This window comes from Bacillus cereus group sp. MYBK30-2, from assembly GCF_051915945.1.
GTDB lineage: Bacteria > Bacillota > Bacilli > Bacillales > Bacillaceae_G > Bacillus_A > Bacillus_A paramycoides.
In genome coordinates, this window is the sequence record NZ_JBQAFR010000001.1 from 1264634 (window position 1) to 1289195 (window position 24562).

Here is a 24562-nt window from a genome sequence, read left to right on the forward strand (position 1 = left end):
TATTATAAACGGGCTTTTTCTCTATATTCTAACCTTTTCTACCGCTCTTATTTGACGATACTCAGGCTCCCACATTGCTTCTTTTACTGCAATCTTGATATCGTTATCACTTAAGTTCTCTCTAGCAACACCTTCTGCAACTGCAACTTTCGCTACTTCAATTGCAACCATTTCAGAGATATTACGTAACTCTTCAACTTCTGGCAAGATAGGCGCACCTGGCTGACTTGTATCTACCATACTTGCAACTGCTTCAGCAGCTGCTGCGAACATTCCATCCGTCATTACGCTTGCACGAACAACAATTGTACCAAGACCTAATCCTGGGAAAATAAGTGCGTTATTTGACTGTCCAATTACATACGTTACACCGTTATATGTAACCGGTTCAAACGGACTTCCTGTTGCAACTAACGCTCTTCCTTCTGTCCACTCGATTAAATCTGCTGGTTTCGCTTCAGCAAGTGGCGTTGGATTCGACATCGGTAAAATGATTGGTCTTTCTACGTGAGAAGCCATTTCTTTAATAATTTCCTCTTTAAATGCGCCCGCAACAGTAGATGTACCAATTAAAATTGTCGGTTTTACATGTTTCACAACTTCAGCAAGTCCGATCACATCATTTTGCTTCCACTCACTTACTTCAGCTTCTTTTCTTGCATATGGAATTTGGAAATCAAGAAGATCTTCCATATTATCTGTAATTAACCCGTTACGGTCAATACACCAGAAACTTTCATGTGCTTCTTGCTCTGATAATCCTACGCGAACCATCGCATCTCTTACTTGATCTGCGATACCGATTCCAGCCGTACCAGCACCAAACACAACTACACGGTGTTCATTTAAAGGTACACTTGAAGCTTTCACTGCCGATAATACTGCAGCAAGTGAAACTGCACCTGTACCTTGAATATCATCATTAAACGTACATATGTCATGACGGTATTTATCTAAAATTTTTCGTGCATTACGAGAACTGAAGTCCTCCCAATGTAAAAGTGCTTTCGGGAACTTATTGCCTACAGCTTGCACAAATGTATCAATAAATTCATCGTAAGCTTCACCAGTTACACGTGGATGACGATTTCCAATATAGAACGGATTGTTTAACAGATCTTCACGGTTTGTACCTACATCTAAAATTACAGGTAATACGCGACTAGGATCGATTCCAACTGCAGCCGTATAAACAGCTAACTTTCCAATCGCAATGTTAATACCACCAACACCCCAGTCACCAATTCCTAATATGCCTTCTCCATCTGTTACAACGACTAAGTCAATATTTTCAGCTGTTGCACCGATATTTGAGAACGCTTCTTCAATACCTGAAGGATCGTTAACTGATAAATAAACCCCGCGCGGTTTACGATATTCATGACTATATCTTTGAATTGCTACACCAACAGTAGGTGTATATACAATTGGTAACATTTCACGTAAATGATCTGTTAGTATACGATAAAATAATACTTCATTTCGATCATGTAACGCAGTTAAGTATACATTCTTTAATAAATCATCCGGCTGAGAACAAAATTGTTCATATGCACGGCGTGCTTGTTCATCTAACGTTAAAACCGCTGGTGGCAGTAGTCCCTTTAGCCCTAACTCTTCTCTTTCTTCTTGCGTGAAAGCTACCCCTTTATTTAAAAGTGGTGTTGCTAATACTTCTACTCCTCTTAATGTCGTTTCTAATGAACCATTAGAAGCCACTGTAAACTTACTCATAACATCCCTACCTCTATTCATATATAACATTTCTATATTGTAAACAAAAAAGAGGGGATTGTCCCCCTCTTCTTTTAATTTTTCTTTAAAAGAGTTGCTCCTGCAATCCCTGGATGTGTCATTTCGAATGGGTCTAGAATTAACTCTAATTCTTCTTGTGACAATACACCATTTTTCACACATAGTTCTCGAACGGATTGCCCTGTCGCAATTGCTTCTTTCGCAACGCGAGCTGCTGCTTCATAACCGATATGAGGGTTTACGGCTGTAATAATTCCTACACTCTTCTCAACATACTCTTTTAAGCGATCTTCATTCGCTTCAATTCCTTTTAAGCAATTATCTGTAAAGGCACGGAAACCATTATTCATAATGCTAATAGATTGAAGTAAGTTGAAAACAAGTACTGGTTCCATAACATTTAATTCTAATTGTCCTGCTTCTGAAGCAAGGCAAATTGTATGGTCGTTACCAATTACTTGGAACGCAATTTGATTAATTACTTCTGGCATAACAGGGTTTACTTTACCTGGCATAATAGATGAACCTGGTTGACGAGCTGGTAGCATAATTTCTGCTAATCCAACACGTGGACCTGATGCCATTAGTCGAAGGTCGTTCGCAATTTTAGACATGTTCATCATACATACTTTTAATGCTGCAGACACTTCAGTGTATGCATCAGTATTTTGCGTTGCATCCACTAAGTCTTCAGCACCAACAAGCGGTAATTCACTAATCGTAGCTAAATGTTTTACAACTGCTTCAATATACTCTGGATCTGCATTTAAGCCTGTACCAACTGCAGTTGCTCCCATATTTACTTCATATAAATGTTGACGTGATTGCTGAATTCGTTTCATATCACGTTCAAGTACGCGAGAGTATGCTTTGAATTCTTGTCCAAGACGAATTGGCACTGCATCTTGTAAATGTGTACGACCCATTTTAATAACATGATCGAACTGTTCTGCTTTTAATTCAAATACATCATGCATATAACCCATCGTTTGTAATAAGCCTTCTAATGCATTTAATGTTGCAATATGAATAGCTGTTGGGAATGCATCGTTTGTTGATTGCGCCATATTTACATGACTGTTTGGACTAATATAATGATAGTCTCCCTTTTCCATTCCTAATAATTCAAGGGCACGATTGGCAATGACTTCATTTGCATTCATATTCATTGAAGTTCCTGCACCGCCTTGGATTGGATCAACGATGAAATGATCATGCCATTTCCCATCAAGAATTTCTTGTGATGCTTCTGCAATAGCACCACCCTTTTTCATTTCCAATCTTCCTATATCTGCATTAGCAAGTGCTGCTGCTTTTTTTACAATTGCGAACGCTTTAATTAAGCCTTCATGAATTTTGTATCCTGTAATTGGGAAGTTTTCTACTGCACGCATAGTCTGTACACCATAATACGCATACACTGGCACTTCTTTTTCACCTAGAAAATCTTTTTCAATTCGTACACTATTTTTAACTTCAGTTAATGTTGCCATGATTATTCACTCCTTAACGATTTCTTATGCTGCTTCTGTTTGTTTGACTGCTTCTACATATTTTTTTGCTTTCTCATTATCGAATTCGCCTTCCCACTTCGACATAACAATGGCAGCTAATGCATTTCCTAACACATTGACAGCTGAGCGAATCATATCTAAAATACGGTCAATTCCCGCAATTAATGCGATACCTTCTAACGGTAAGCCCATTGATCCTAACGTTGCTAATACAACAACGAACGATGCACCTGGAACTCCCGCCATACCTTTGGATGTTAACATGAGAACGAATAATAACGTTATTTGCTCCGTCAGTGACATGTGGACACCATACATTTGTGCAACAAACAATGCCGCTAACGCTTGATAAATAGCTGATCCAGTCAAGTTAAATGTATAACCTGTCGGAATTACGAAAGAGGCAACTGCCTTTGGACAACCGAACTCTTCCATTTTTCTCATTATATTAGGCAAAACAGCCTCTGAACTTGCTGTCGTAAATGAAAGAATAAGTTCTTCTTTTAAAATTTTCATTAATGTAAAAATGTTTACTCCAACCATTCGTGCATTAATACCTAATACAATCACAACGAATAGTATAACAGTTACGTATACAGCTAGCACTAGTTTTCCTAAAGGAAGTAGTGTGGCCACACCAAATTTTGCAACCGTAACAGCAATTAATGCGAATACACCAAATGGTGCGAATTTCATAACTTGATTTGTAACCCAAAACATTGCTTCGAGCACACCTTCAAAGAAGTTAAAGACAGGCTTTCCTTTTTCGCCAATTGCCGCAACACCTAAACCGAATAATACTGAGAAGAATATAATCGGTAATAAGTCACCTTGCGCAATAGATTCAAATATGTTTTTCGGTACAATATGAACAATCGTTTCAGCAAAACCTTTCTTCTCTGTAGCATCTGCTGTTTGTTTATAAGAAGAAATATCACTTTGCTGTAAATTATTCATATCAACGCCAGTACCTGGTTGGAATATATTCGCTGCAAGTAATCCCATTAAAATAGCAATCGTCGTAATGATTTCGAAATAAAGAATTGTCTTACCACCCAGTTTCCCAAGCTTCTTCATATCTCCTACACCAGCTACCGCAACAATTAATGCTGAAATAACAATTGGTACTACAATCATTTTAATTAAATGAATAAATATATCCCCAATTGGTGTAATATAAGAAATCGCCGTTTTATTGCCATAAAAGATTGCCCCTACTACAATCCCTAAAACAAGCGCGACAAAAATTTGTGTTGCCAATCCGAATTTTTTCATTTATGTTCATCCCCTTCATGCGAACGCTTTCAATTTGTATTTATAAAAGCTTACTCACACATGATATAAGCGAACCTACAAAATCATACAAAAACCTACAAGTTTGTCACAAAAAATTCAAATATTTTTCTTCTATTTTTCATTGACACCATTTTGTTAAAAAATGATAAAATATACTTGATAAGTAATCAGATTGTTTCGTATAATCAAAAAGATATATACTTACAACAAATCGAACTGAAAAGGAGTGGATGTTATGAAAAATTGTGTGCAGAAATTCATCCTATCTTCTTCTTTTCTTTTTCATTTTCTTAGTAAGGAACAAGGGCATTCGCCTTTGTTCCTTTTTTATTGTCATTTATATAGGGGGAATTGTTATGAAGCCATATAAACGTGTCTTAATTAAATTAAGCGGTGGTGCACTTGCTGATCAATCTGGAAATAGCTTTAACTCCAAACGGTTAGAACATATTGCAAACGAAATTTTATCCATTGTTGATTTAGGTATCGAAGTCTCTATCGTCATTGGCGGCGGTAACATTTTCAGAGGTCATCTAGCAGAAGAATGGGGAATTGATCGTGTAGAAGCTGATAATATCGGGACGTTAGGTACGATAATTAACAGCTTAATGCTTCGCGGCGTTTTAACAAGTAAAACTGATAGAGAAGTGCGCGTTATGACTTCCATCCCTTTTAATGCAGTAGCTGAACCTTATATTCGCCTACGCGCAGTACATCATTTAGATAACGGCTATATCGTCATTTTCGGTGGTGGTAACGGGCAACCGTTCGTTACGACAGATTATCCAAGTGTACAAAGAGCCATTGAAATGAATAGTGACGCCATTTTAGTCGCAAAACAAGGCGTAGACGGGGTCTTTACAAGTGACCCAAAACATAATAAATCCGCAAAAATGTATCGAAAACTGAACTATAATGATGTTGTTAGGCAGAACATACAAGTAATGGACCAAGCGGCTTTATTACTTGCTCGGGATTATAAATTGCCGGCACATGTCTTTAACTTTGATGAGCCTGGGGTTATGAAGAAAATATGTTTAGGCGAACATGTGGGGACGTTGATTAATGATGATGTTACAAAGCTTGTACATGAAAAATAACTATTTCCATCAAAAAAAGGGTGTCCTTTATAGACGCCCTTTCTTCCTTAATTATCATAAATAAAAATCAACTAATCCCGCCAATTTCTCCTTACAACGCTCCCAAAAAGATAACCTCTCAAAAAATTCTTTCGTCATCTTTTTCGAATCATGAAAATCTTGCGTTAACGCATCATTTGCTTGCGCTATAATAGGACCACCGTGAATATACAAGTTCATCTCATCATTTATATAGAAGCTACGTGCAGTAAAGTTTGTTGTACCGATAACGGTTAATTCATTATCAATAAGCATTAACTTCCCATGGAACATCCCTTTTTTATATCCATATACAGTAATTCCATGCTTAACAGCTTGACGTATGTATGGATATGCCGCCTCTTTAATAAGAGGAATATCTGGTTTATATGACCACAGGATTTTTACTGTAACACCACGTTTTTGTGCTCCAATTAAAGCATTCATTAACTCTTTATTTTTCGCTATAAAATACGGCGTTGCAATTACAATCGAATGCTTCGCTTGTTTTATTAACTCTATATATTTTTCAGCGACGTGGTGCCCATTGTAACTAGCCATAGTATGTAATGTGTTCCCCTTACTAGCCTTATTCGTACTTCTTTTTATATCTTCTTTCGTGTCTCGTTTCCAATCTAAAGCAAATTGCTCTTCTAAATCTTTCGCTCCTTCTCCTCTTATCCGTACATGATAGTCACGCCAATATCCAAATCGCTTATCTTTTCCTAAGTACTCATCCCCTATATTAAAACCACCCGTATAACCAATTTCTCCATCAATCGTCGTAATACGACGATGATTCCGATGATGAAGAGAATACAATCCAAATGGCAATTCAGGTTTCCTACTATATGTAAAGTGAACACCGTTCTCTTTCAATTCATTTTTTAACTTTCTGTCAAAAGATAAATCATTAATTAAGTCGACAGACAAATATACGGTTACTCCTTCTCTCGCCTTCTGCTTTAATAAATTTAAAAAAGTATAACTACTTTTATCATCCGACAAAATGTAAAAATAAGTGTAGATGGAGCTTTTTGCTTTTTTAATATCTTCAAATAGCTGCTCATATAATGATTTCCCTTCTACATATAATTGAAAGTCACTATAATGAGGCGCATACTCTATCGGCATATTTTTCCCGGCTTCCATTTTCCTTCCGAGCGTAACGTCAATATGCATCCAAATTAAAATAACAACGAAAATAGCAATAATAATAGAAGTAACTCGCAATATTTTTTTAATCATTTTGATTTCCTTCCGCTCAAATTACTTTCTACTCCGTAGTGTTTCATTTAAATATGTTTTCATACGAAATGTATTTCTTATTTTTATTGATGTTAAACATTTAAAGGAGAGAGAAATATGCGAAGAGGAAAAATTCCTATTGTTTTTATCCCAGGTCTTTTCGGTTCAATGAGTAATATTATTATTCCTGGTACTGGAAATTGGAGCTTTGGACTTTCTTCATTTGTTTATGAACCATTCATTATGATGTTAGAAAGTATGGGCTATGAACGAAATAAAAACCTTTTTATCTGTTTTTATGACTGGCGACAGCGTATAGCTTTCTCCACTCAAAAATATTTATTAAAAACGATTGCTTATGTTAAAGAACTTACAGGGTGCGATAAACTAAATTTAGTTTGTCATAGTATGGGTGGGCTTCTTGCACGTTCTTACGTTCAAAGTGAAGAATATGAAAATGATGTGGAGCAACTTATTATACTTTGTACGCCAAGCGCTGGATCTCCGCCTAATTATAGTTATTGGACTGGAGGTAGTCTCCCTGTCCATGCCTCTTCTAAAATAAATATCGTTCATTTTTATATGGAACAATACATTCACTACTTGAGCACCTTACACAAGATGAATAAAGTTGCAGCGATACACCGTTACTTTCCAGGATTACAAGATGCTATCCCTTGTAAAGATTACGGAAATTATTTATTTGTAAGATGTGGCTCTTCTATTACATTTCTTCCTTATAGCAAGATGCAAACGAAAAACCCTTTCCTCGATACATTAAATAAAAATAGATTTATTATACAGAAAAGAAATATTGAAACTACACTCATTGCAGGAGATGGGGAGGAAACAATTCAATATTTACAAGTCGTCCCTTCGCATTCGAAACTGGAATGGGAAGACGGAAGAGTCGTCGGTGATATCCTTACAAAACATGGTGACGGTAACACTGTTTTACATAGCGTTTTTCTTTTAGATGGCAATAAATACATTGTGCATGCATCACATAATGAAGTGCTCTATAAAAGCATTCCTATATTACAAAAGATACTCTGACTTATAAATAAAAAAGGTGCGGCATTACGCCACACCTTTTTTCATTAAATAAAGTTCCTTGCATCATTATTTCTTCCAAACTTATAAATCGCAATTAAGAAGAATGCTATCGCAAAAGCAAATAAAATTAATATATTTAAATACAACTCTGAAAACGGAATTCCTTGCTGCAATTTCGAAATCGTGTCCATTAGCCAGCGTTGCGGTAAAAAATCAGCTATTTTTTGTACCGTTTTCGGCATGATATCATATGGGAAATAGCATCCCGCTAATAAACATGTCGGTACAATAACGACATTTTGCATCGCATTTGAAGCAGTTGAATTTTTCGCAAAAGACACAATTACTAAAGACAAACCAATTGCGATTAAAGCAAATATCATGAGTACACCAATCATCACTGTGAAAGGCATATTTATATTTGTATGAAAAACATACTTCATAAATAATACGGCAATTACAATCTGCACTGTTAGTATAATCATATTCACCGCGACATTAGATAATATAAATTTCTTTCCATCTATCGGTGTCGATAATAATCTAAAATACGTTCTGTTCTCTTTTTCTTTCAAAATAATTCCAGATAAATTCGCTGCCGAAAATAGCATAAACATGATAAGATAGCCAATCGTTTGATTTGTCATATCCTTATTTTTCGAAGTATCTTCAAGTGTCTCAGCCTTTACTTTAAATGAGCTTTTTTGATATCCTGCATACATATTATTAAACGTGCTTTGATCCGCCCCTGCCACTTTACTAATCGCAGCGATATTATCAATATAGTTATATAAATATGATTTTATAAATACTGTTACTTGATCACCTTTAATCGATGAAACTTCAATATGACTCGGTTTCCCTGCTCGAACACTTTCGGAAAAACCAGACTGTACTGTAATAACACCATCAAGTTTTTTTGAAGTGAGTTTATCTTCCACTTCAGATTCCTTAATTTTACTAACATTTACATGATTGAGTCCTTCTAAAAATTTCACTGTATCATTTGCGATAGGCTGATTTTCTTTATTTATTACACCAATATTTAACGTTCCTTGCCCTACATTCCCATATATTGAAAAAGAAATGAGTGTTCCTATTATCGGCAAACTTACAATAAGTAATAATCCTTTTTTATTTTTTAAAAGCGCAGCTAATGTTTTTCGTATGAGCCATAAAATATCTTTCATATTATAGCCCCTCCCGTCTACGTAATGCAATAATCGCAATTAATAAAAAGAGTGCTGATATTCCAAGGTTTAAAGATATTACCGGCAGTGCCGCCCCTATATCATTTGCATAAATAATTTTCATAACAGCTGTATTTGCCCACGTTAATGGTGATAAATTCGTAACGAAATTTTCTTCTACTACGAAATATGCACCACCAAAAATAGAAGCTAATTGCACAACTACCATAATAATTGCTCTAGATGCCTCACCTGTTTTTGTAATATATCCGATCCCTAAACCGAAGCTAATTGCTAGAAAGACTTCTGTTAGTAAAATAAGAAATATGATTCCTAGATGGTCGCCCCAATTTGCTTGAAAAACAAATTTACTAAATAAAACGACGAGTAATAGACAAAGTCCATTTGCTACAAGACTTCCGAGCACTTTTCCAATGAAAATTTCAGCCTTACTTATAGGTGCTGCAATTAAACGATCTCCTGTTTTACGCACTCGTTCTCCTCGAATTAAAAAGCTCGCCCCCATTGCCGCATACAGTGCAATCATTGTCGTCATTACAACCGCATAGTAATCCATAGAACCTGGTTTTTTAGCAGCTTGTAAAGATGTTTCTTTAATATAATCATTGTGATTTCCATTTGAAATAACTGCGCTAACCTTACTTGGATCTACTTTTGCAACTTCGGCCGCTACATTGTACTTATCAACAAATGTCGTAAGCATTCCTTCAACAATACTTCCTTCAATACTACTTCTGTCGCTTCCGTAAAATTTCGCACCATCTTTATTCAATTCTACATATGCAGCATATTTATTTTGCTTCACTTCTTCTTTACCATCTATACCTTCGGAAGCTTTTTTAAAATGAATACCCGATTTATCGACTTCTTTCGTAAACGCTTCAAATGATTGAGAAAACGTGCTACTCGCTTCATCTTTGTAAAGCACTTGTATATCTTTAATCGAATGACTATCGCTATTAAATGCGTTACTTAACGCTGTTCCTAATACAAGCATAAGCACAATCGGAAATGCCAACATAAAAACTAAAGTTCTTACGTCTCTGAAATCTCTTTTAATGTGCATAACTGCAATATTGAAGATGTTCAATCGATGAACCTCCCTTTTCTATTCTTACAATCACTTTATTTATCTCGTAAGTTTCTTCCGGTCAATGTAAGGAATACTGTTTCTAAATTCGGAGCCTGCTCTTCTAATGAACGAATTTCAATATCATGATTAATAAAGTGTTGAATAATTTTATTTAAATTATTTAATCCTGCATCAGAATTTACTTTGATTACGTTCTCTTCAATTTGAACAGCTTTCACACCGTTTATCTCTTTTAATTTTTCAACGTCTAGATTTTCTACTGACTTCACTTCAATCCAAATGTCTTTCGTATCGGTAATAATCGCTTTTAACTGTTCTTTCGTGCCTTCTGCAATTACTTTACCGTGATCTACAATTGCTATTTTCGTACAAATCTCTTCTACTTCTTCCATGTAGTGACTTGTATAAATAATCGTACTTCCCATTTCATTTAATTTTCGGACAGACTGAAGAATGTAGTTTCTTGATTGCGGATCAATTCCAACTGTTGGCTCATCCATAATAATTAACTTCGGTCTATGTGCAATTGCACAAGCTATATTCAACCTTCTTTTCATCCCGCCAGAAAAGTTTTTCGGGTAGCTTTTCTGTTTATCACTAAGCCCCACAAATTGAAGTGCTTCCTCTACTCTCGCTTTTAGCTCTGCTCCCCTTAGTCCATACAATCCGGCAAAGAATTTCACATTTTCATAGGCAGTTAGCTCTTCGTATATTGCTATATCTTGCGGAACAATACCGATGTTCATTTTCGCAAATCGATTATTTTTCTTTATATTTTTTCCTAGTATGCTAATTTCACCTTCATTACTTCTTAACAACCCAGCAATCATATTTATCGTTGTACTTTTACCAGCACCATTCGATCCTAAAAATCCAAATATTTCTCCTTCTTTAATAGATAAAGACATATTATCTACCGCGATGAAGTCACCAAATTTTTTCGTTAAATTTTTAATTTCCAATGTGTTCATCATTTCACCCCTATTTCGGTTTCTCTGCTGTTATTATAAACAAAAAGAATGAACCTGCTCAGTGCAGAAGTTCATTCTTTTCACATGAGATTATTCACTTTTTTCATATGAGATGATTCATCCTCGTCCCATTCCCTTATATCGGCAACAACATTGTTACTGAAAAACCACTTGTCCCATCTACAATAATTTTCCCGTTTACAGACGCTGTTCTCTCCTCCATCCCCATAATACCGAGACCTTTTTTAACAAGAACTGCACCTTTCCCGTTATCCTTTACTTGAACTTTAATCACCTTGTTCAACACGTGAATTTCTATTGAGATGACTGTCGCATCAGCGTATTTCATCGCATTTGTTAACGCCTCCGTAACATTTTCACCGATAATTTTCCACTGGATCGGAGAAATCATATCTAAATTCCCTTTATATACGAATGGAATGTTTACATCATGCTTACCAGCAAATTCCTCTATGAATAATTTCATACGATGAATACCAATTTGCTCTGTTGGTGGCTTCATATTTTTTAATGTAATCCGTATGCTTTCAATACCGTCTTTCGAAATATGAATTGCATTTTGTAATAACTCAGCAGATTTTACTTTATCTATTTCCATTAATCTCTTCGCTGCTTCCATTTGAATAAGTGCCCCCGTCATCGAGTGACCAATTTTATCATGAATTTCTTGAGATAATCGATTTCTCTCCTCTAACTTAAATGTGTATTCTGATTGCCTTATGTAATCTTTATTTTCATTTAAACTTTTCGTAAGTCTTTGTATGTCTTTTCTCATTTTATCATTTTGCATTTCGAGTTTTAATAATCGCGCTATATAGTGGTGAGCTATCGTTAAGGAAAAAAAACAAAATGTACTAATAAGTCCATACGTCATTTGAATACCTTCACCTATAAAAATAATAGGAAGGGTCATAATGAAAAAGATTAACCATTTCTTTTCTATATAATAATTTGCAATTTCATATAAGTTCAAAGGTAAAAACAAGATAAAAAACGGATGAACCTTCCACGTAAACAGTATGATTACGCCAAATGACACGCAGATTAAAACCTTATTGTACGTATCTTTTTTTAATATAGAAATTATCACATTTATAGAAAGATATATAAGCAAAGTAAGTATAATCCACGGTAAGTTCGTAACATTTAAATGAATGTAGCTGAACACTATATATAAAAAGACAATAAGTTTACTTACAGTTAACCAAAATTCCATATCATTAATCTACTTTCCCTGTTAAGTAATAAATCGCAATTTGTGTGCGATGTTCAAGTCCAGTTTTCCCTAAAATAGATGTAATATAATTTGCAATCGTTCCTTCAGATATGAAAAGTTGCTTCGAAATTTCTTTATTAGAAAATCCTTTTGCAATTAATGCGATAATACTAAGCTCTCTTTCTGTGAAAAGGCTCTTATCTATTTTAGACTCTGTTTCTTTATTTTCTAGTAAATTACTCTTAATTTTATCAAGCACCACATCTTGCATAACAGTTTGGCCGTTATATACTCCTTTTATTGCATCACGAATACGCTCCGGATCGTTATTCTTTAATAAATAACCTTTCGCTCCGTTTTTCACTGCGTCCAAAATATATTCATCATCATCAAACGTCGTTAAAATAAGAGGTTTCGTTTTTGTCTCTTCACAAATTAACTTCGTCGCCTCTACCCCATTCATGTTTGGCATACGAACATCTAAAAGCACAATATCAACTTCATGCTTTTTACAATACGCTACAGCCTCTCTTCCATCATTTACAGTATCTACGACTTCGAACTCTTCGTATGTATTTAAAATAATCTTCATGCCTTCTCTTATAAATGAATTATCATCCGCTATTAATATTTTAATTTTCATGTTTGTTAGTATGGACCTCCCCCTACTAACATTCACATCCTTTCTCCTCGTATCATTTCCTACTTGCTCATTATATACTTCTGCTTACCATTTTTTCACACCTTTTTCATATAGCCCCTTCTCTAAAAATATATTATTCTTTTTTTACAACATGTGTAGGGTGACTTATCATTTCTGACGTCTATATAATAGAATGCGTCAAAAAGGAGGGAGAGACCGATTGAGGAAAGACAATTAATTGAAAAAGCACAACAAGGAAGTGAGCATGCTTTTCGTATCCTTGTACAAACGTATCGTCATTATATTTTCCAAGTTATTTTTGCTATTTTAAGACATGAAGAAGATACCAAAGATGTTACACAAGAAGTATTCGTAAAAATTCACGCCTCTCTCCCTAATTATCAATTTCGCGGATTAAAAACGTGGATGGCACGTATTGCTACCAATCACGCAATTGACTATAAGAGGAAAAAAGCTAGAGAAAACGAAGAACTCTCCTTATGTAAAGAAACTGAAGAAAATATAAAATCCTCTCATAATATTGAGGCTTTGTTATTGACGAAAGAGCAAAAATTACTGATTGCTCAAAAACTGAGAGAACTACCCGAAAATTACCGTGACGTTGTTCTCGCACATTATTTAGAAGAAAAAAGCTATCAAGAAATTGCTTTGCAGGAAGACATCGAAGTGAAAACAGTCGAAATGAAACTGTATAGGGCAAGAAAATGGATTAAAAAACATTGGAAGGAGGAAGAGTTTCTATGACGCATTATGCAAAAGAAGATTGGAGCAATTATACGCTAGATCTTATAGCAAGCAATGAACGTGAATCTATGGAAGAACACCTTTATGAATGTGATCATTGTTTAGCACTTTATATGGAAAGTATTGATGAACAGCATGAAAACCTTCCAATGATAAATGATGATTCATTTACAAACGAAGTTATGACGCAAATTAATTTTGAAACGTTACAGCCTAATGAAAATATGAAATCAAACCAGCTAAAGCGCACGATCATTCATTACATAATTGCGACTGCGGCTACAATCATTTTTATGGTAAGTGGTTTATTCCATTATATTTTCACAGCGACATCTAATTTCGAGAAATCTTCCAAAGAAAATGAGACTTCTATCTCACAACAAATTGTAAACAAAACAGTGCACACATCCAAAAAGGACGGAGGTTTAAAGCATGAATAAAAATCCCTTTTTAGCGCTTGTGTTAGGGCTAATTCCTGGGCTTGGACATTTATATTTAAAGAAGATTGGACGTTTCATTCTATATAGCGGAGGATCTTTATTTCTATTTATCTTTGCAGTATTTTGTACAATAGCATTAGGAGAGCGCAATATTGCTTTTCTTTCTCTATTTTTACTAGCAGTGTTATGGGTGATCAACTTAATGGATTTAGTTATCACTATTATAAATCAATCGAAAAAACAAGCAGCCGGACAATTTACAGAGTCCTCTAAAGAAAGCGAACGATTTTATATCATTCTCTTATCAATCATTCCTGGACTTGGACATTTCCAATTAGGACTTATGCAGCGTGGCCTTACATTTTTAGTTGCTTGTACAGGCTTAGGTAGCATGATTATATTTGTTACATTACTAACTAACCAAGAAAGTTTCCTTATTTTCCTTATTACGTTGCCTGTTTTATGGATTTATAATTTCTTCGATGTTGTTCAACAACTACAAAAGAAAGAACGTGGTGAACAGTTAGTTGATCGTACTATTTTTGAAGAATTTGAAGAGCATCGAGAACAAGGAAAGAAAAGTAAAACATTCGCTTCCATTTTAGCAATGTTTCCTGGAGCAGGACATATGTATTTAGGCTTACAACGCCGCGGTCTTCAGCTTATGGCAGCCTTTTTACTTTCTATATATTTACTCGATTTATTAAGACTTTCTGCCTTCTTATTTTTAGTGCCAATCATTTGGTTTTATAGCTTTTTTGATACATTACAACAAACAGCAAAATACGGAAAAGAAGGCATACATGACGAACCTATTATCGATTATTTTATAAATCATCAAAGATGGATTGGCATTGGTTTAATTGCATTAGGTGGTTATTATTTATTAGATCAAACTCTTCTTCCTATTTTAGACGATTATTTTGCAACTATATTTAATATTCATCTTAGCGAACTGTATTATCGCTATTTCCAAACATCTATCGTTGCGCTCCTTTTAATTGGTGGCGGCTTTAAATTGTTACTTGGAAATAAAGAAAGCAAAGGTGGGACAAAAGAATGAGGACATGGCGTGTTGGAACCATCTCGATGGGGATTTCCATTATTTTATTAGGTTGCTTTTTACTATTTTCAGTCGTAAAAGGAGTTCAAGCATTAGATACATTAACAGCATGGTGGCCTGTTTTACTTATCATACTTGGCGCTGAAATTTTACTATACCTTCTATTTTCTAAGAAGGAGCAATCCTTTGTTAAATATGATATTTTTAGTATTTTCTTTATCGGTGTTTTAGGAAGCGTAGGAATTGCTTTTTATTGTTTACTATCCACTGGATTACTAGACGAAATACGTCATTCTATTAATACAACGAGACAAACTGGTACTATTCCTACCGAGCAACTTAGTATGCCTGAATCTATTACAAAAATTGTAGTAGATGCGGGTAACCATCCTCTAACGATAGAAGGTAGCAACACGAATCAAGTTCATCTTCTTGGAACATATGAAATGACGACGAAAGCAGATGAAAAACTCAATTTAAAACAAGAGGATTTTCTTTCAGTTCAAACGGCTGGAGAAACGATGTACGTAACATTAAAATCATTACCAGTTCAGCATACGTTATTTAACTCAGCAACACAGGTGAAACCAACGCTTGTACTCCCGCAAAATAAAAATGTGGAAATTCGCGCTTCAAATAACGAACTATCTCTTTATCCAGGTCAATTACAAAATAATTGGTTTGTACAAGAAAGTTCCAATGTATCTGTTCATTTAGCAAAAGAAAGTGATGTATCTTTAACAGCCGTAACAAATCAAAAAGAAACTCACGGAAATACACCTTGGGAACAAGTAGAAAACTTAACGAAAAAAGAAGATAATTCTTCGGAAGAAAATCCAGAATTAAACGAACGAGAACATTGGTATAAAAACACGGTTAAAACAGGAAATGGGACATATAAAGTAAATATTGAGAAGGCTTATAATTTAAATATGAGCGTTATCGAAAAGTAAAAAACCTTCCACATTTGTGGAAGGTTTTTCTCATATAATCGCTTTTATTCCTTCTAAAACTAATCCAATCATAAAACCACAAACAGCCCCGTTCACACGGATCCACTGCAAATCTTTCCCCACATTATTTTCAATCATTTCGATTAATGTTTTATCATCTAGCTTATCAAGATTTTCTTGTACGAGCTTTCCAATTTTCGAATGATTTTTTTCAACAAGCGTGACAACTTGCTTTTGTAACCACTCTTCTATCTTTTGAACAGTCAGTGCGTCTTCTTGTAATTTATTCATTTGTGTTTTTAAAAATGGAACAAGGTATTTATCAGCAAATTCTTCATTTTTCACAAAGGTAACTGCTCTTTGTTGTACTTGCTCTAGCATCTCTTTTATTTTGTCAGTAGCATTCCAATTGGCAATCCATTTTTCTTTCCAATTCTCTAATTCCTGTAATAAAGCTTCGTTTTCTTTCACATTTATAAGCTCTTGACGAATCTTCATTACTATAAGTTGTCTTGTACTATTATCAGCATCTTGCAAGCTGTTAATATTGCTAATAATAAACTTTTGCAAAATGCCTCCAATTTTATCTTCATCTACAATATTCATAAACGATTTCAAAGTAAACTGTAAAAATCCATCTACTTTTATGTTTTCCATCGCCTTCATCCCTAAGCTTCCGAGCTGATAACGAGCTTCATCTTGAGCCGTCCAATCTTTCACTTTTACTAATATGTAATCAAGTGTTTTTTCATCATATTCTTGCACTACTAATTGATCAACAAGCATTTTTAATATGTTACTTGTGTCAATTGTATGCAAATATGTTTTTAATTCTTTTTCAATAATAACCGCTAATTTTTCCGTATCTATTTGAAGAATCGCTTTCTCAGCAATTGTTACAATCCCTTTTTTCACAGCATCAGACTGCAACTCTTTTTCAGCAATTTGCAGTACCATTTGTGCTAGCTGCATTTCTTTTACTTTACTTGTAATACTTTCTTTCGTCAGCCATTCATTTTCTAACGTAGAAACGAGCCCCTTTGTTACCCGCTTCCGATTTTTAGGTAATAATGCTGTATGTGGAATCGGAATTCCCAACGGATGACGGAATAAAGCTGTAACCGCAAACCAATCCGCAAGCCCGCCGACTAATCCCGCTTCAAATCCCCCTTGTATAATTTCCCCTGCTACCGTCCCTTGAAAAGGGATAGAAGCCGCAAAGCCTACCCCCATAACTCCAAGCGAAATACCCGCTATATATTTTGTCTGTAATGACATCGTATACACACATCCTCTTATTATATAAAATAAAGCTTTTCTTATTATATTTAATCAATATTAGCAATCCTTTATATCTATACTATAAAGAACTAGGGTGAAAATAACAAAGTTTTTATAATGATTCCTATAAGTATCAAAAAAATAAATGGGCTAAATTTAGAAATGTTTTATTATCTCTATTACTATTTAATTAAAATATTGGTTTTGAAGAAGAAATTATATTTGGAGGATACCTTTTGCCAAGGTTAGTTATCTTATTAGGAAGGTTTTAAGGAACATTTCTTACTTATACATTTTTTGGAATTACTCATTCATTTATGCCGAGTATTTAAAGTGATACTTCTAAAGAGCTAGGAGACTGGATAGGAGCTGCTCTTGTTGAACATTTGCTATACACTTTTATTTTTACACTCGTCATAATAATTTACTCCTCCCTATTTTTTAAACATTCCATATAAATAAAAGAAAAATGAGGCTGCAAATAGCCTCATTTTTCTTTTAACGTCAATTTCACACCTTTTTTATAATACTCACTCATTACATCTTCTGGTACCATACTCCCACCAGTTCCCCATACAATATGTGTACCTTTCTTTACCTTTTCCGTTAACTGATGTTTTTGTAAATACTCATTTTCAACTTTACATACATTTAACGGACCTATCATACCTGCTAACGCAGAAGGCTCTAAGTAAATGTTTTCAGTATCAGCCAGTTCTTTTAACAATCTATACAACTCTTCATCGCTTACTGTATAATTCCCGCTCAAAAACGGTTCCATCGTTTTACCGACAAATCCTGATGGTCTTCCTACCGCAAGTCCATCAGCTTCTGTTACATTATCAATGCCGATTTCTTGAACGGAAATTTTATCGTGAAGTCCCGTCATTAAACCTAGTAGCATACATGGAGAGTGCGTAGGCTCAGCAAAGAAACAATGAACATTGTCTTTATACAATAACTTTAAACCGAATGCTACTCCACCTGGGCCTCCACCGACTCCGCACGGAAGATAAACGAATAAAGGATGTTCTTCATCTACTACAATCTCTAACTCTTCTAATTGTTTTTTCAAACGAGACGCTGCCACTGCGTATCCTAAAAATAAGTCATGTGAATTTTCATCATCAACAAAATAACAACTAGGATCAGCATCTGCTTGTTGACGTCCTTCTTCTACCGCTTTACTATAATCAGCTTCATATTCAATAACGTTTACATTTTTGCTTCTTAATAAATCTTTTTTCCATTCTTTTGCGTCTGCTGACATATGAACTGTCACATTGAAACCTAATTTCGCACTCATAATGCCGATGCTAAGCCCTAAATTTCCTGTCGAACCTACCGCAATAGAATATTTCGCAAAAAACTCTCTAAATCTATCACTATCTAAAATTGAATAATTATCTTGCTCAGTTAACATTCCATGCTGCAAAGCTATTTGCTCAGCATGTTTCAACACTTCATAAATGCCACCTCTTGCCTTTATTGATCCTGATATTGGAAGATGACTATCACACTTTAATAATAATTCTCCTAAAATAGGTTGCCCGTAATTTTTCTCTAAAGATTGTTTCATAGAAGGTATTTTCACTAAAGGAGATTCTATAATTCCGCTCGTTTCTTTCGTTTCAGGAAAAACTTTTGCAATATATGGAGCAAATCTTTTTAACCTATCTTCTGCATCTTTTACATTTTCTTTATTAAGCGGTGAACCTTTTATTGCCGTTTCATACTTTTCCGTATTCGGGTTCACCCAAAATACTTCTTCCGTTGCAATAAGGTTATTTAATAGTGGGTATCGTTCTTTTAATGCCTCTATCTCCTTCATTCCTCTTCCTCCTCATATCCTTGTAGCTAGCCATACAATAAATTATAATTGAATTAATTTTAATATAGTTTAACACAAAATTCAGTTTTAGTTAATTTTAATTTAATTTATTTAAATATAATTTAATAATCATTAAGGAGAATTTATTATGGAAAATATAGATATTGGTAAAAAAATTGAAAAACAAAGAAAAGAAAAAGGGTTAACTAGTAAAGAACTAGCAAAGTTGGCTGAAATTACACCATCTATGCTTAGTCAAATTGAACGTGGTTCTGCTAATCCTTCCATTCAAACATTAAAGGTACTCGCAAAAGCTCTTGATGTTCCAACATTTAGTTTTTTACTTGAAGAAACAAATACAGACGATTTAATCGTTCGTTCTAATAAACGAAAAAAAATGATTATTGATAATTTATCATATGAATTGTTATCGCCTGATTTCACAGGAAATTTAGCAACAGCAATTATGACTGTTCCTCCAAATACTTCTTCATCAGAAAATCTTTTAGAACATAAAGGAGAAGAATTAGCATTCGTATTAGATGGGAAAATTACATTGTATTTAAACGACGAGGAATACATATTAGAAACTGGTGATAGTGTAAAAATACCGGCTTATCTAAAGCATAAATGGGTGAATCAATTCGAGAAAAATGCAATTGTTTTATTTTCTGTTACTCCGCCGATTTTTTAGTTCATATTATGAAAATGAAAACTGGGTAATCCTAAAAAACACGGATTACCCTTCTTTATTACATGATACAGTTAAATTATCGTTAAAAATTCAGCAATTGGGCCAAGTACGAGCACTGGTAAAAATGTTAATGCACCTACTATACATATTGTCCCTAACAAAATCCCGCCAAATAAACGAGTATCAGTTTGAAAGGTTCCTATCGTTTCAGGGATAATCTTCTTCTTTTTAAGCCCTACTGCAACAGCAAGCATTGTAATGATTCCAAAATACCTACCAATATACATTACAATACCAGTTGAAAGATTCCAAAACGGTGTATTATCTTTTAACCCTTCAAATCCAGATCCATTATTAACAGCTGACGACGTATATTCATATATTACTTGAGTTAAACCGTGAAAACCAGGATTGGAAATGGCATCCGTTCCATGATAAGTCGAAAAAGCAATTGCCGCCGCTCCAAGAATAAGTAATGGCTGAGATACAATCGTAATCGCGATTAACTTCATTTCTTTTCCTTCCAATTTCTTATTCAAAAATTCCGGTGTACGGCCGATCATCAATCCTGCTAAAAACACAGCAATCATCGCATACATGATTATATTCATAAACCCAACTCCAATACCACCAAACACTGCTCCTAAAAGCATATTTACAAGCGGGACCATCCCTCCAATTGGCGTTAACGTGTCATGAGTCGTATTGACCCCACCAGTACCAGAGGCACTTGTAACATTCGCGTAAAGAGCTGAAGAAATAACACCGAGACGCGTTTCTTTCCCTTCCATATTTCCTTGTGAACTTTCTAATCCTAATTGATTTAACAGCGGATTCCCCTTTAATTCAGTCGTAGCAAGAACCGAGAAACCAATTATAAAAAGAATAAGCATTGATATAAAAAGCATTCTTCCTTGCTTTCGATTACCGACCATTCTCCCATATACAAATGGAAACGCCATTGGCATTAGCATTTGTAATACCATCTGCAACACATTACTGACCATATTAGGATTTTCGAAAGGGTGTGCAGAAACCGTTCCAAAAAATCCGCCACCGTTGTCACCTAGTTCTTTAATAGATAATAAAGAAGCTACCGGCCCGCGTGGAAGCTCTTGTATTGTTCCTGCTACCGTTTTCACAGTTACTGTTGGATCAAGGGTTTGCGGTACTCCTAATAATACAAATAACAATGATGTTATAAACGCAATCGGCAGAAGTACACGTATAATAGATTGAACAAAATCAACAAAAAAGTTCCCAATTCTTTTCCCAGCCAATAGACGAATAAATGTAATACCTACCGCCATTGAAGTTGCTGGAGCCGCGAACATCATAAACGTTACGCCTATCATTTGAGAAAAATGCGATAAACTACTTTCACCACCATAATGTTGTAAATTTGCATTCGTCATAAACGTAATCGCTGTATGAAAAGCTAAAGTAGGTTCTAATCCTTCAAAATGATTAGGGTTTAACGGCAATATTCCTTGTAACCTAAAAATAGCATATACGACTACAATAAAAGAAAAATTCGTCATTAATAAGCAAAAGATATATCTTTTACCACTTTGACTATGACCTTTAACTCCAGTCACTTTAAATAATACTGTTTCTATCGGTCCAAATACTTTTTGAAATGAATGATGCTTTTGAAAAGCGTTATATAAATAATCTCCCATAGGTTTTGCGATTAACACGAATAGACCAATTGTAATTAGACTTGTAAACCAGCTCATTCTTTTCTCCCTCTCTTTAAGAATACATATTTTCATTTTTTGCTACTAAGAGAATAAAAAAAGAAAACACTAGGTTGCACCTAGTGTTTTATATACACAAGTCCCCCCCTCTCAAAACGCTGACGAGGTTAGCTGTCGGATTCGGACCTTGAGAGTAGCCCTACCTATAAAAAGGATTCACCCCTAGTGCCATATGTACAAATTTGGTTCCCCCGCTCCATAATGGATTAAGCGATACATATTCGGCTGCCAAATACAAATTGAGCTATTCTGTCTGTAAATATACTCCTCTGAATTGTACTTGTAAAGAGAGAAATATAATTCTCTTTTTACAACAAACTATTACAAAATAACTATTAAAAATAGCCATGCACGGATGCTCTCCGTACATGGCTATTTTTATTTTTTTGGCACTAACAAAATACCTAAACTAATAACACAAAAACTCATTATTTGCTGTATAGACAGACCCAATAGAATCGAGTTTTGTTCACTAATTAGCGAAAGGAGTATATGAGCTATTCCTTCACAGATTAGAAAGAAGCTTATATTCTTTCTATTTCCTAATCTTTCATTCTTTAACCATAACGAGCCTATTATACAAAGTGCGAGTACAATTTCATACACGAAAATAGGATGATATAAAAATTTAGATTCATATATTTTCACACCCCAAGGCACTGTAGTTTGTACACCTAATTTTTGATGAAATAGAAAATAAAAAATAATACTCATGCATAGTCCAAAAGGCAATGCATCAAGTAAAATACGAAGCGAAAATTGCTTCTTTTTACTTTTCCAAACAATGTATATACTTGCAATTATGCACCCCACTATAATGTGCTGAATACTTCCTACAGCTAATAACGCTTGCAATGGCGATCCTATTGCCCATACTGGATTTAAAATTGCCGGTGCAAATTTCCATACAAATACGATGATAAGAAAAGCATTTGTTACAACATCCATCATTTTTTCATATGATACATTTTGGTGCCTCATCTTTCGTTTCATCAGTATAAATCCAAATAGACTTCCTATTATAAGCGATACTGGTTGTAACCTCACTATCCACTCCATCACTATAAAATCCCCTCTTAATTCTCAATTAATTTCTTAAACTTCTCTTCTAATTGATCTGGAGGTAATACCCCTCGTGCTTGATCTACTATAATTCCATCTTTATTAACAAAAAATGTCGTTGGTAACGAGAATACTTTATAATCGATTCCAGCTACTCCATCCATATCTAATAGAACAGAAAATTTAAATCCGTGACGATCTGCAAATGCGCTCGCTTCTTGTACTGGATCCCCGATAGTTGCATTTACCGCAAAGATTTCAACATCCTTTTTATATTTATCATACAAACGAACTAAGTCAGGAGCCTCCATTTCACATGGGCCACACCATGATGCCCAAAAATTAATAATATATGGTTTTCCCTTTGCATCATTTAACGAATAAAGCTTCCCATCTAATCCTTTTAATGTTATGTTCGGCGCTTTAAATCCCACTTGTGGTAATACTTCTTTCTCTTGTAACTCCGCTTGTTTCGCTTTTCTTTCTTTTTCTTCTTTCTTAGTATTATAAAAGTTAACTCCTGCCCAAATTAATGCCCCGGCTAATATGATAGCAATTAGTTTCTTCACTTTTCTGCCTCCTCATTTTTAAAATCCTGTAATATATGATAAATAAGATGGATATAGTGGTAAAGAACATGGTGATATAAATGAAAGTACCCCTGCCCCTACTACTAGCCAAATTGTTAGATCCGCTGCATTCATTTTATTCCTCCGCATTGCACTACGATTTGTAGTGCTAACAAGTAAAAAAAGAGGCTATATGCACTCTCCGACAATAAGTACAATCGACATACAAAATAGCCCTAACGTAACATATACTGAATTTGTATGTAATGGTATATTGAGCTTAACAACTTTTTCATTCAACACTTGCTCGATCCGTAAATTAATTGCGGTTTTCGCAAATGAAGCTGTAATACATTTATTTTCCATCGTCTTTATTTTAATTAATTTTAATAACGCACTACCTAGCTCGAATGAAGATTTCATTTTTTGCATCGCATATTTATCAGCTGATAGCTCTTGATACACATGATAACGCTGTAGCATCCCTTTTAATATAGGAATATACATCATTCCTTCTGCTAACAGTGTAAAGAAAAATAATTTTAATGGATCTCGATTTTTTTGATGATACTCCTCATGTAAAACAATCGCATCAACTTCTTCCTCTGAAAACGACTGAAACATCCCTTCTGAAATTACAATTTTCGGTCGAAATAACCCAATTGTAAATGCTGTAATCTGTAACGTCGATAATACGTATACTCGCTTTCCTTTTCTTGTAATAGACACGAGATTTTTCTTCAATCTTTTACTATAAAAAAACTGCTTCCAAATTCTTTTACTTATAATGAATACAGTAAATAACAGTAATCCAGCCATCATAATGCGGAGTATTGATAGTTCCCTCATATGCTTTTGCAATTCAAATAAACAAAACTGTGAAAGAAAAAATGCTTTATTTTGAAAAAGAAATGGGTATGTGACGTAGTATACTAACATACTAAAAAAAAGAACACTAATACTCACTGCTAACAAAACGATTTTACGCATTTGCCACTTCAT

At 34.6% G+C, this 24562-nt stretch carries 22 protein-coding genes, 1 pseudogene and 1 riboswitch; of the genes and pseudogenes, 7 read left to right on the top strand and 16 right to left on the bottom strand.

Annotated features, from left to right (window positions below; all coding sequences use genetic code 11):
• Positions 1-21: 21 nt before the first annotated feature.
• From malS to ACTFQM_RS06580, 3 genes are all read right to left on the bottom strand, one after another.
• The gene (gene malS, locus ACTFQM_RS06570; RefSeq protein WP_440033827.1) at positions 22-1734 is read right to left on the bottom strand and encodes an oxaloacetate-decarboxylating malate dehydrogenase; all 1713 of its coding nucleotides are present in this window, start codon (positions 1732-1734) and stop codon (positions 22-24) included.
• A gap of 74 nt (positions 1735-1808) precedes the next feature.
• Entirely contained in the window at positions 1809-3248 is a 1440-nt protein-coding gene (aspA, locus tag ACTFQM_RS06575; protein ID WP_440033828.1) for an aspartate ammonia-lyase, read from the bottom strand.
• 24 nt (positions 3249-3272) lie between these two features.
• Positions 3273-4544, bottom strand: coding sequence for a cation:dicarboxylate symporter family transporter (locus ACTFQM_RS06580; protein ID WP_440033829.1), 1272 nt, complete (start codon positions 4542-4544; stop codon positions 3273-3275).
• Positions 4545-4921: 377 nt separating this feature from the next.
• Between ACTFQM_RS06580 and pyrH the strand changes: the two genes are divergently transcribed.
• Positions 4922-5665, top strand: a complete 744-nt coding sequence (gene pyrH / locus ACTFQM_RS06585; RefSeq protein ID WP_265620948.1) for a UMP kinase — start codon at positions 4922-4924, stop codon at positions 5663-5665.
• Between the two features lie 54 nt (positions 5666-5719).
• Here pyrH and ACTFQM_RS06590 read toward each other — a convergent pair whose 3' ends face one another.
• Positions 5720-6931 carry a phospholipase D-like domain-containing protein gene (locus tag ACTFQM_RS06590; RefSeq protein WP_440033830.1) on the bottom strand — a complete coding sequence of 404 codons (1212 nt, stop codon included), beginning with the start codon at positions 6929-6931 and terminating at the stop codon, positions 5720-5722.
• A gap of 117 nt (positions 6932-7048) precedes the next feature.
• Here ACTFQM_RS06590 and ACTFQM_RS06595 point away from each other — a divergent pair, with 117 nt between their 5' ends.
• Entirely contained in the window at positions 7049-7987 is a 939-nt protein-coding gene (locus ACTFQM_RS06595) for an esterase/lipase family protein (RefSeq protein ID WP_440033831.1), read from the top strand.
• A 44-nt stretch (positions 7988-8031) separates the two neighbouring features.
• Here the strand turns inward: ACTFQM_RS06595 and ACTFQM_RS06600 are convergent, their stop codons facing one another.
• The 5 genes from ACTFQM_RS06600 to ACTFQM_RS06620 form a co-directional block, all read right to left on the bottom strand.
• On the bottom strand, positions 8032-9177 hold the full coding sequence (locus tag ACTFQM_RS06600; protein ID WP_440033832.1) for an ABC transporter permease: 1146 nt from the start codon (positions 9175-9177) through the stop codon (positions 8032-8034).
• Position 9178: 1 nt separating this feature from the next.
• On the bottom strand, positions 9179-10288 hold the full coding sequence (locus ACTFQM_RS06605; RefSeq protein ID WP_440033833.1) for an ABC transporter permease: 1110 nt from the start codon (positions 10286-10288) through the stop codon (positions 9179-9181).
• 35 nt (positions 10289-10323) lie between these two features.
• Positions 10324-11262 carry an ABC transporter ATP-binding protein gene (locus ACTFQM_RS06610; RefSeq protein ID WP_098305998.1) on the bottom strand — a complete coding sequence of 313 codons (939 nt, stop codon included), beginning with the start codon at positions 11260-11262 and terminating at the stop codon, positions 10324-10326.
• A 136-nt stretch (positions 11263-11398) separates the two neighbouring features.
• Complete coding sequence (locus tag ACTFQM_RS06615; protein ID WP_440033834.1) at positions 11399-12499, bottom strand: sensor histidine kinase; 1101 nt, start codon at positions 12497-12499, stop codon at positions 11399-11401.
• 4 nt (positions 12500-12503) lie between these two features.
• Positions 12504-13142: a response regulator gene (locus tag ACTFQM_RS06620; protein ID WP_440034396.1), complete on the bottom strand. Its 639-nt coding sequence runs from the start codon at positions 13140-13142 to the stop codon at positions 12504-12506.
• A 276-nt stretch (positions 13143-13418) separates the two neighbouring features.
• On the opposite strand from ACTFQM_RS06620, the gene ACTFQM_RS06625 reads away from it, so the two are divergent.
• From ACTFQM_RS06625 to exsE, 4 genes are read left to right on the top strand one after another with little or no spacing between them, the layout of a single operon-like run.
• Positions 13419-13907, top strand: a complete 489-nt coding sequence (locus ACTFQM_RS06625; RefSeq protein ID WP_440034397.1) for an RNA polymerase sigma factor — start codon at positions 13419-13421, stop codon at positions 13905-13907.
• Positions 13904-14347: a hypothetical protein gene (locus ACTFQM_RS06630; RefSeq protein WP_440033835.1), complete on the top strand. Its 444-nt coding sequence runs from the start codon at positions 13904-13906 to the stop codon at positions 14345-14347. The genes ACTFQM_RS06625 and ACTFQM_RS06630 overlap by 4 nt, the downstream gene beginning before the upstream one ends.
• Positions 14340-15410 (top strand): hypothetical protein, encoded by a 1071-nt coding sequence (locus tag ACTFQM_RS06635; RefSeq protein WP_440033836.1) that lies wholly within the window; start codon positions 14340-14342, stop codon positions 15408-15410. The genes ACTFQM_RS06630 and ACTFQM_RS06635 overlap by 8 nt, the downstream gene beginning before the upstream one ends.
• The gene (gene exsE, locus ACTFQM_RS06640; RefSeq protein WP_440033837.1) at positions 15407-16363 is read left to right on the top strand and encodes an exosporium protein ExsE; all 957 of its coding nucleotides are present in this window, start codon (positions 15407-15409) and stop codon (positions 16361-16363) included. Before ACTFQM_RS06635 ends, exsE begins: the two co-directional genes overlap by 4 nt.
• A gap of 30 nt (positions 16364-16393) precedes the next feature.
• Here exsE and ACTFQM_RS06645 read toward each other — a convergent pair whose 3' ends face one another.
• Both ACTFQM_RS06645 and ACTFQM_RS06650 read right to left on the bottom strand, forming a co-directional pair.
• Complete coding sequence (locus ACTFQM_RS06645; protein WP_048373421.1) at positions 16394-17641, bottom strand: DUF445 domain-containing protein; 1248 nt, start codon at positions 17639-17641, stop codon at positions 16394-16396.
• 490 nt (positions 17642-18131) lie between these two features.
• On the bottom strand, positions 18132-19475 hold the full coding sequence (locus ACTFQM_RS06650; protein WP_440033838.1) for a D-serine ammonia-lyase: 1344 nt from the start codon (positions 19473-19475) through the stop codon (positions 18132-18134).
• 148 nt (positions 19476-19623) lie between these two features.
• On the opposite strand from ACTFQM_RS06650, the gene ACTFQM_RS06655 reads away from it, so the two are divergent.
• Positions 19624-20169, top strand: coding sequence for a helix-turn-helix domain-containing protein (locus ACTFQM_RS06655; protein WP_002171312.1), 546 nt, complete (start codon positions 19624-19626; stop codon positions 20167-20169).
• Positions 20170-20240: 71 nt separating this feature from the next.
• Here ACTFQM_RS06655 and kdpA read toward each other — a convergent pair whose 3' ends face one another.
• The 5 genes and pseudogenes from kdpA to ACTFQM_RS06680 form a co-directional block, all read right to left on the bottom strand.
• Positions 20241-21908 (bottom strand): potassium-transporting ATPase subunit KdpA, encoded by a 1668-nt coding sequence (kdpA, locus tag ACTFQM_RS06660; protein ID WP_048373413.1) that lies wholly within the window; start codon positions 21906-21908, stop codon positions 20241-20243.
• A 101-nt stretch (positions 21909-22009) separates the two neighbouring features.
• A riboswitch (cyclic di-AMP (ydaO/yuaA leader) is annotated at positions 22010-22152 on the bottom strand.
• A gap of 155 nt (positions 22153-22307) precedes the next feature.
• Entirely contained in the window at positions 22308-22991 is a 684-nt protein-coding gene (locus ACTFQM_RS06665) for a prolipoprotein diacylglyceryl transferase family protein (RefSeq protein ID WP_025148972.1), read from the bottom strand.
• A gap of 14 nt (positions 22992-23005) precedes the next feature.
• Positions 23006-23560, bottom strand: a complete 555-nt coding sequence (locus ACTFQM_RS06670) for a TlpA family protein disulfide reductase (protein ID WP_440033839.1) — start codon at positions 23558-23560, stop codon at positions 23006-23008.
• A gap of 24 nt (positions 23561-23584) precedes the next feature.
• Positions 23585-23695, bottom strand: a pseudogene (locus tag ACTFQM_RS06675) (cytochrome c biogenesis protein CcdA); the annotation flags it as partial.
• Between the two features lie 54 nt (positions 23696-23749).
• On the bottom strand, positions 23750-24562 hold the full coding sequence (locus tag ACTFQM_RS06680) for a M56 family metallopeptidase (protein WP_440033840.1): 813 nt from the start codon (positions 24560-24562) through the stop codon (positions 23750-23752).

Bases quoted from the DNA above. Each gene is read 5' to 3' on its own strand.
- ACTFQM_RS06615 (WP_440033834.1), bottom strand. From the start codon at position 12,499: ATGGAATTTTGGTTAACTGTAAGTAAACTTATTGTCTTTTTATATATA.
- ACTFQM_RS06600 (WP_440033832.1), bottom strand. From the start codon at position 9,177: ATGAAAGATATTTTATGGCTCATACGAAAAACATTAGCTGCGCTTTTA.
- ACTFQM_RS06610 (WP_098305998.1), bottom strand. From the start codon at position 11,262: ATGAACACATTGGAAATTAAAAATTTAACGAAAAAATTTGGTGACTTC.
- ACTFQM_RS06635 (WP_440033836.1), top strand. From the start codon at position 14,340: ATGAATAAAAATCCCTTTTTAGCGCTTGTGTTAGGGCTAATTCCTGGG.
- ACTFQM_RS06620 (WP_440034396.1), bottom strand. From the start codon at position 13,142: ATGAAAATTAAAATATTAATAGCGGATGATAATTCATTTATAAGAGAA.
- kdpA (WP_048373413.1), bottom strand. From the start codon at position 21,908: ATGAGCTGGTTTACAAGTCTAATTACAATTGGTCTATTCGTGTTAATC.
- aspA (WP_440033828.1), bottom strand. From the start codon at position 3,248: ATGGCAACATTAACTGAAGTTAAAAATAGTGTACGAATTGAAAAAGAT.
- ACTFQM_RS06650 (WP_440033838.1), bottom strand. From the start codon at position 19,475: ATGAAGGAGATAGAGGCATTAAAAGAACGATACCCACTATTAAATAAC.
- ACTFQM_RS06590 (WP_440033830.1), bottom strand. From the start codon at position 6,931: ATGATTAAAAAAATATTGCGAGTTACTTCTATTATTATTGCTATTTTC.
- ACTFQM_RS06630 (WP_440033835.1), top strand. From the start codon at position 13,904: ATGACGCATTATGCAAAAGAAGATTGGAGCAATTATACGCTAGATCTT.
- ACTFQM_RS06595 (WP_440033831.1), top strand. From the start codon at position 7,049: ATGCGAAGAGGAAAAATTCCTATTGTTTTTATCCCAGGTCTTTTCGGT.
- ACTFQM_RS06680 (WP_440033840.1), bottom strand. From the start codon at position 24,562: ATGAAGTGGCAAATGCGTAAAATCGTTTTGTTAGCAGTGAGTATTAGT.
- ACTFQM_RS06580 (WP_440033829.1), bottom strand. From the start codon at position 4,544: ATGAAAAAATTCGGATTGGCAACACAAATTTTTGTCGCGCTTGTTTTA.
- pyrH (WP_265620948.1), top strand. From the start codon at position 4,922: ATGAAGCCATATAAACGTGTCTTAATTAAATTAAGCGGTGGTGCACTT.
- exsE (WP_440033837.1), top strand. From the start codon at position 15,407: ATGAGGACATGGCGTGTTGGAACCATCTCGATGGGGATTTCCATTATT.
- ACTFQM_RS06645 (WP_048373421.1), bottom strand. From the start codon at position 17,641: ATGTCATTACAGACAAAATATATAGCGGGTATTTCGCTTGGAGTTATG.
- ACTFQM_RS06655 (WP_002171312.1), top strand. From the start codon at position 19,624: ATGGAAAATATAGATATTGGTAAAAAAATTGAAAAACAAAGAAAAGAA.
- malS (WP_440033827.1), bottom strand. From the start codon at position 1,734: ATGAGTAAGTTTACAGTGGCTTCTAATGGTTCATTAGAAACGACATTA.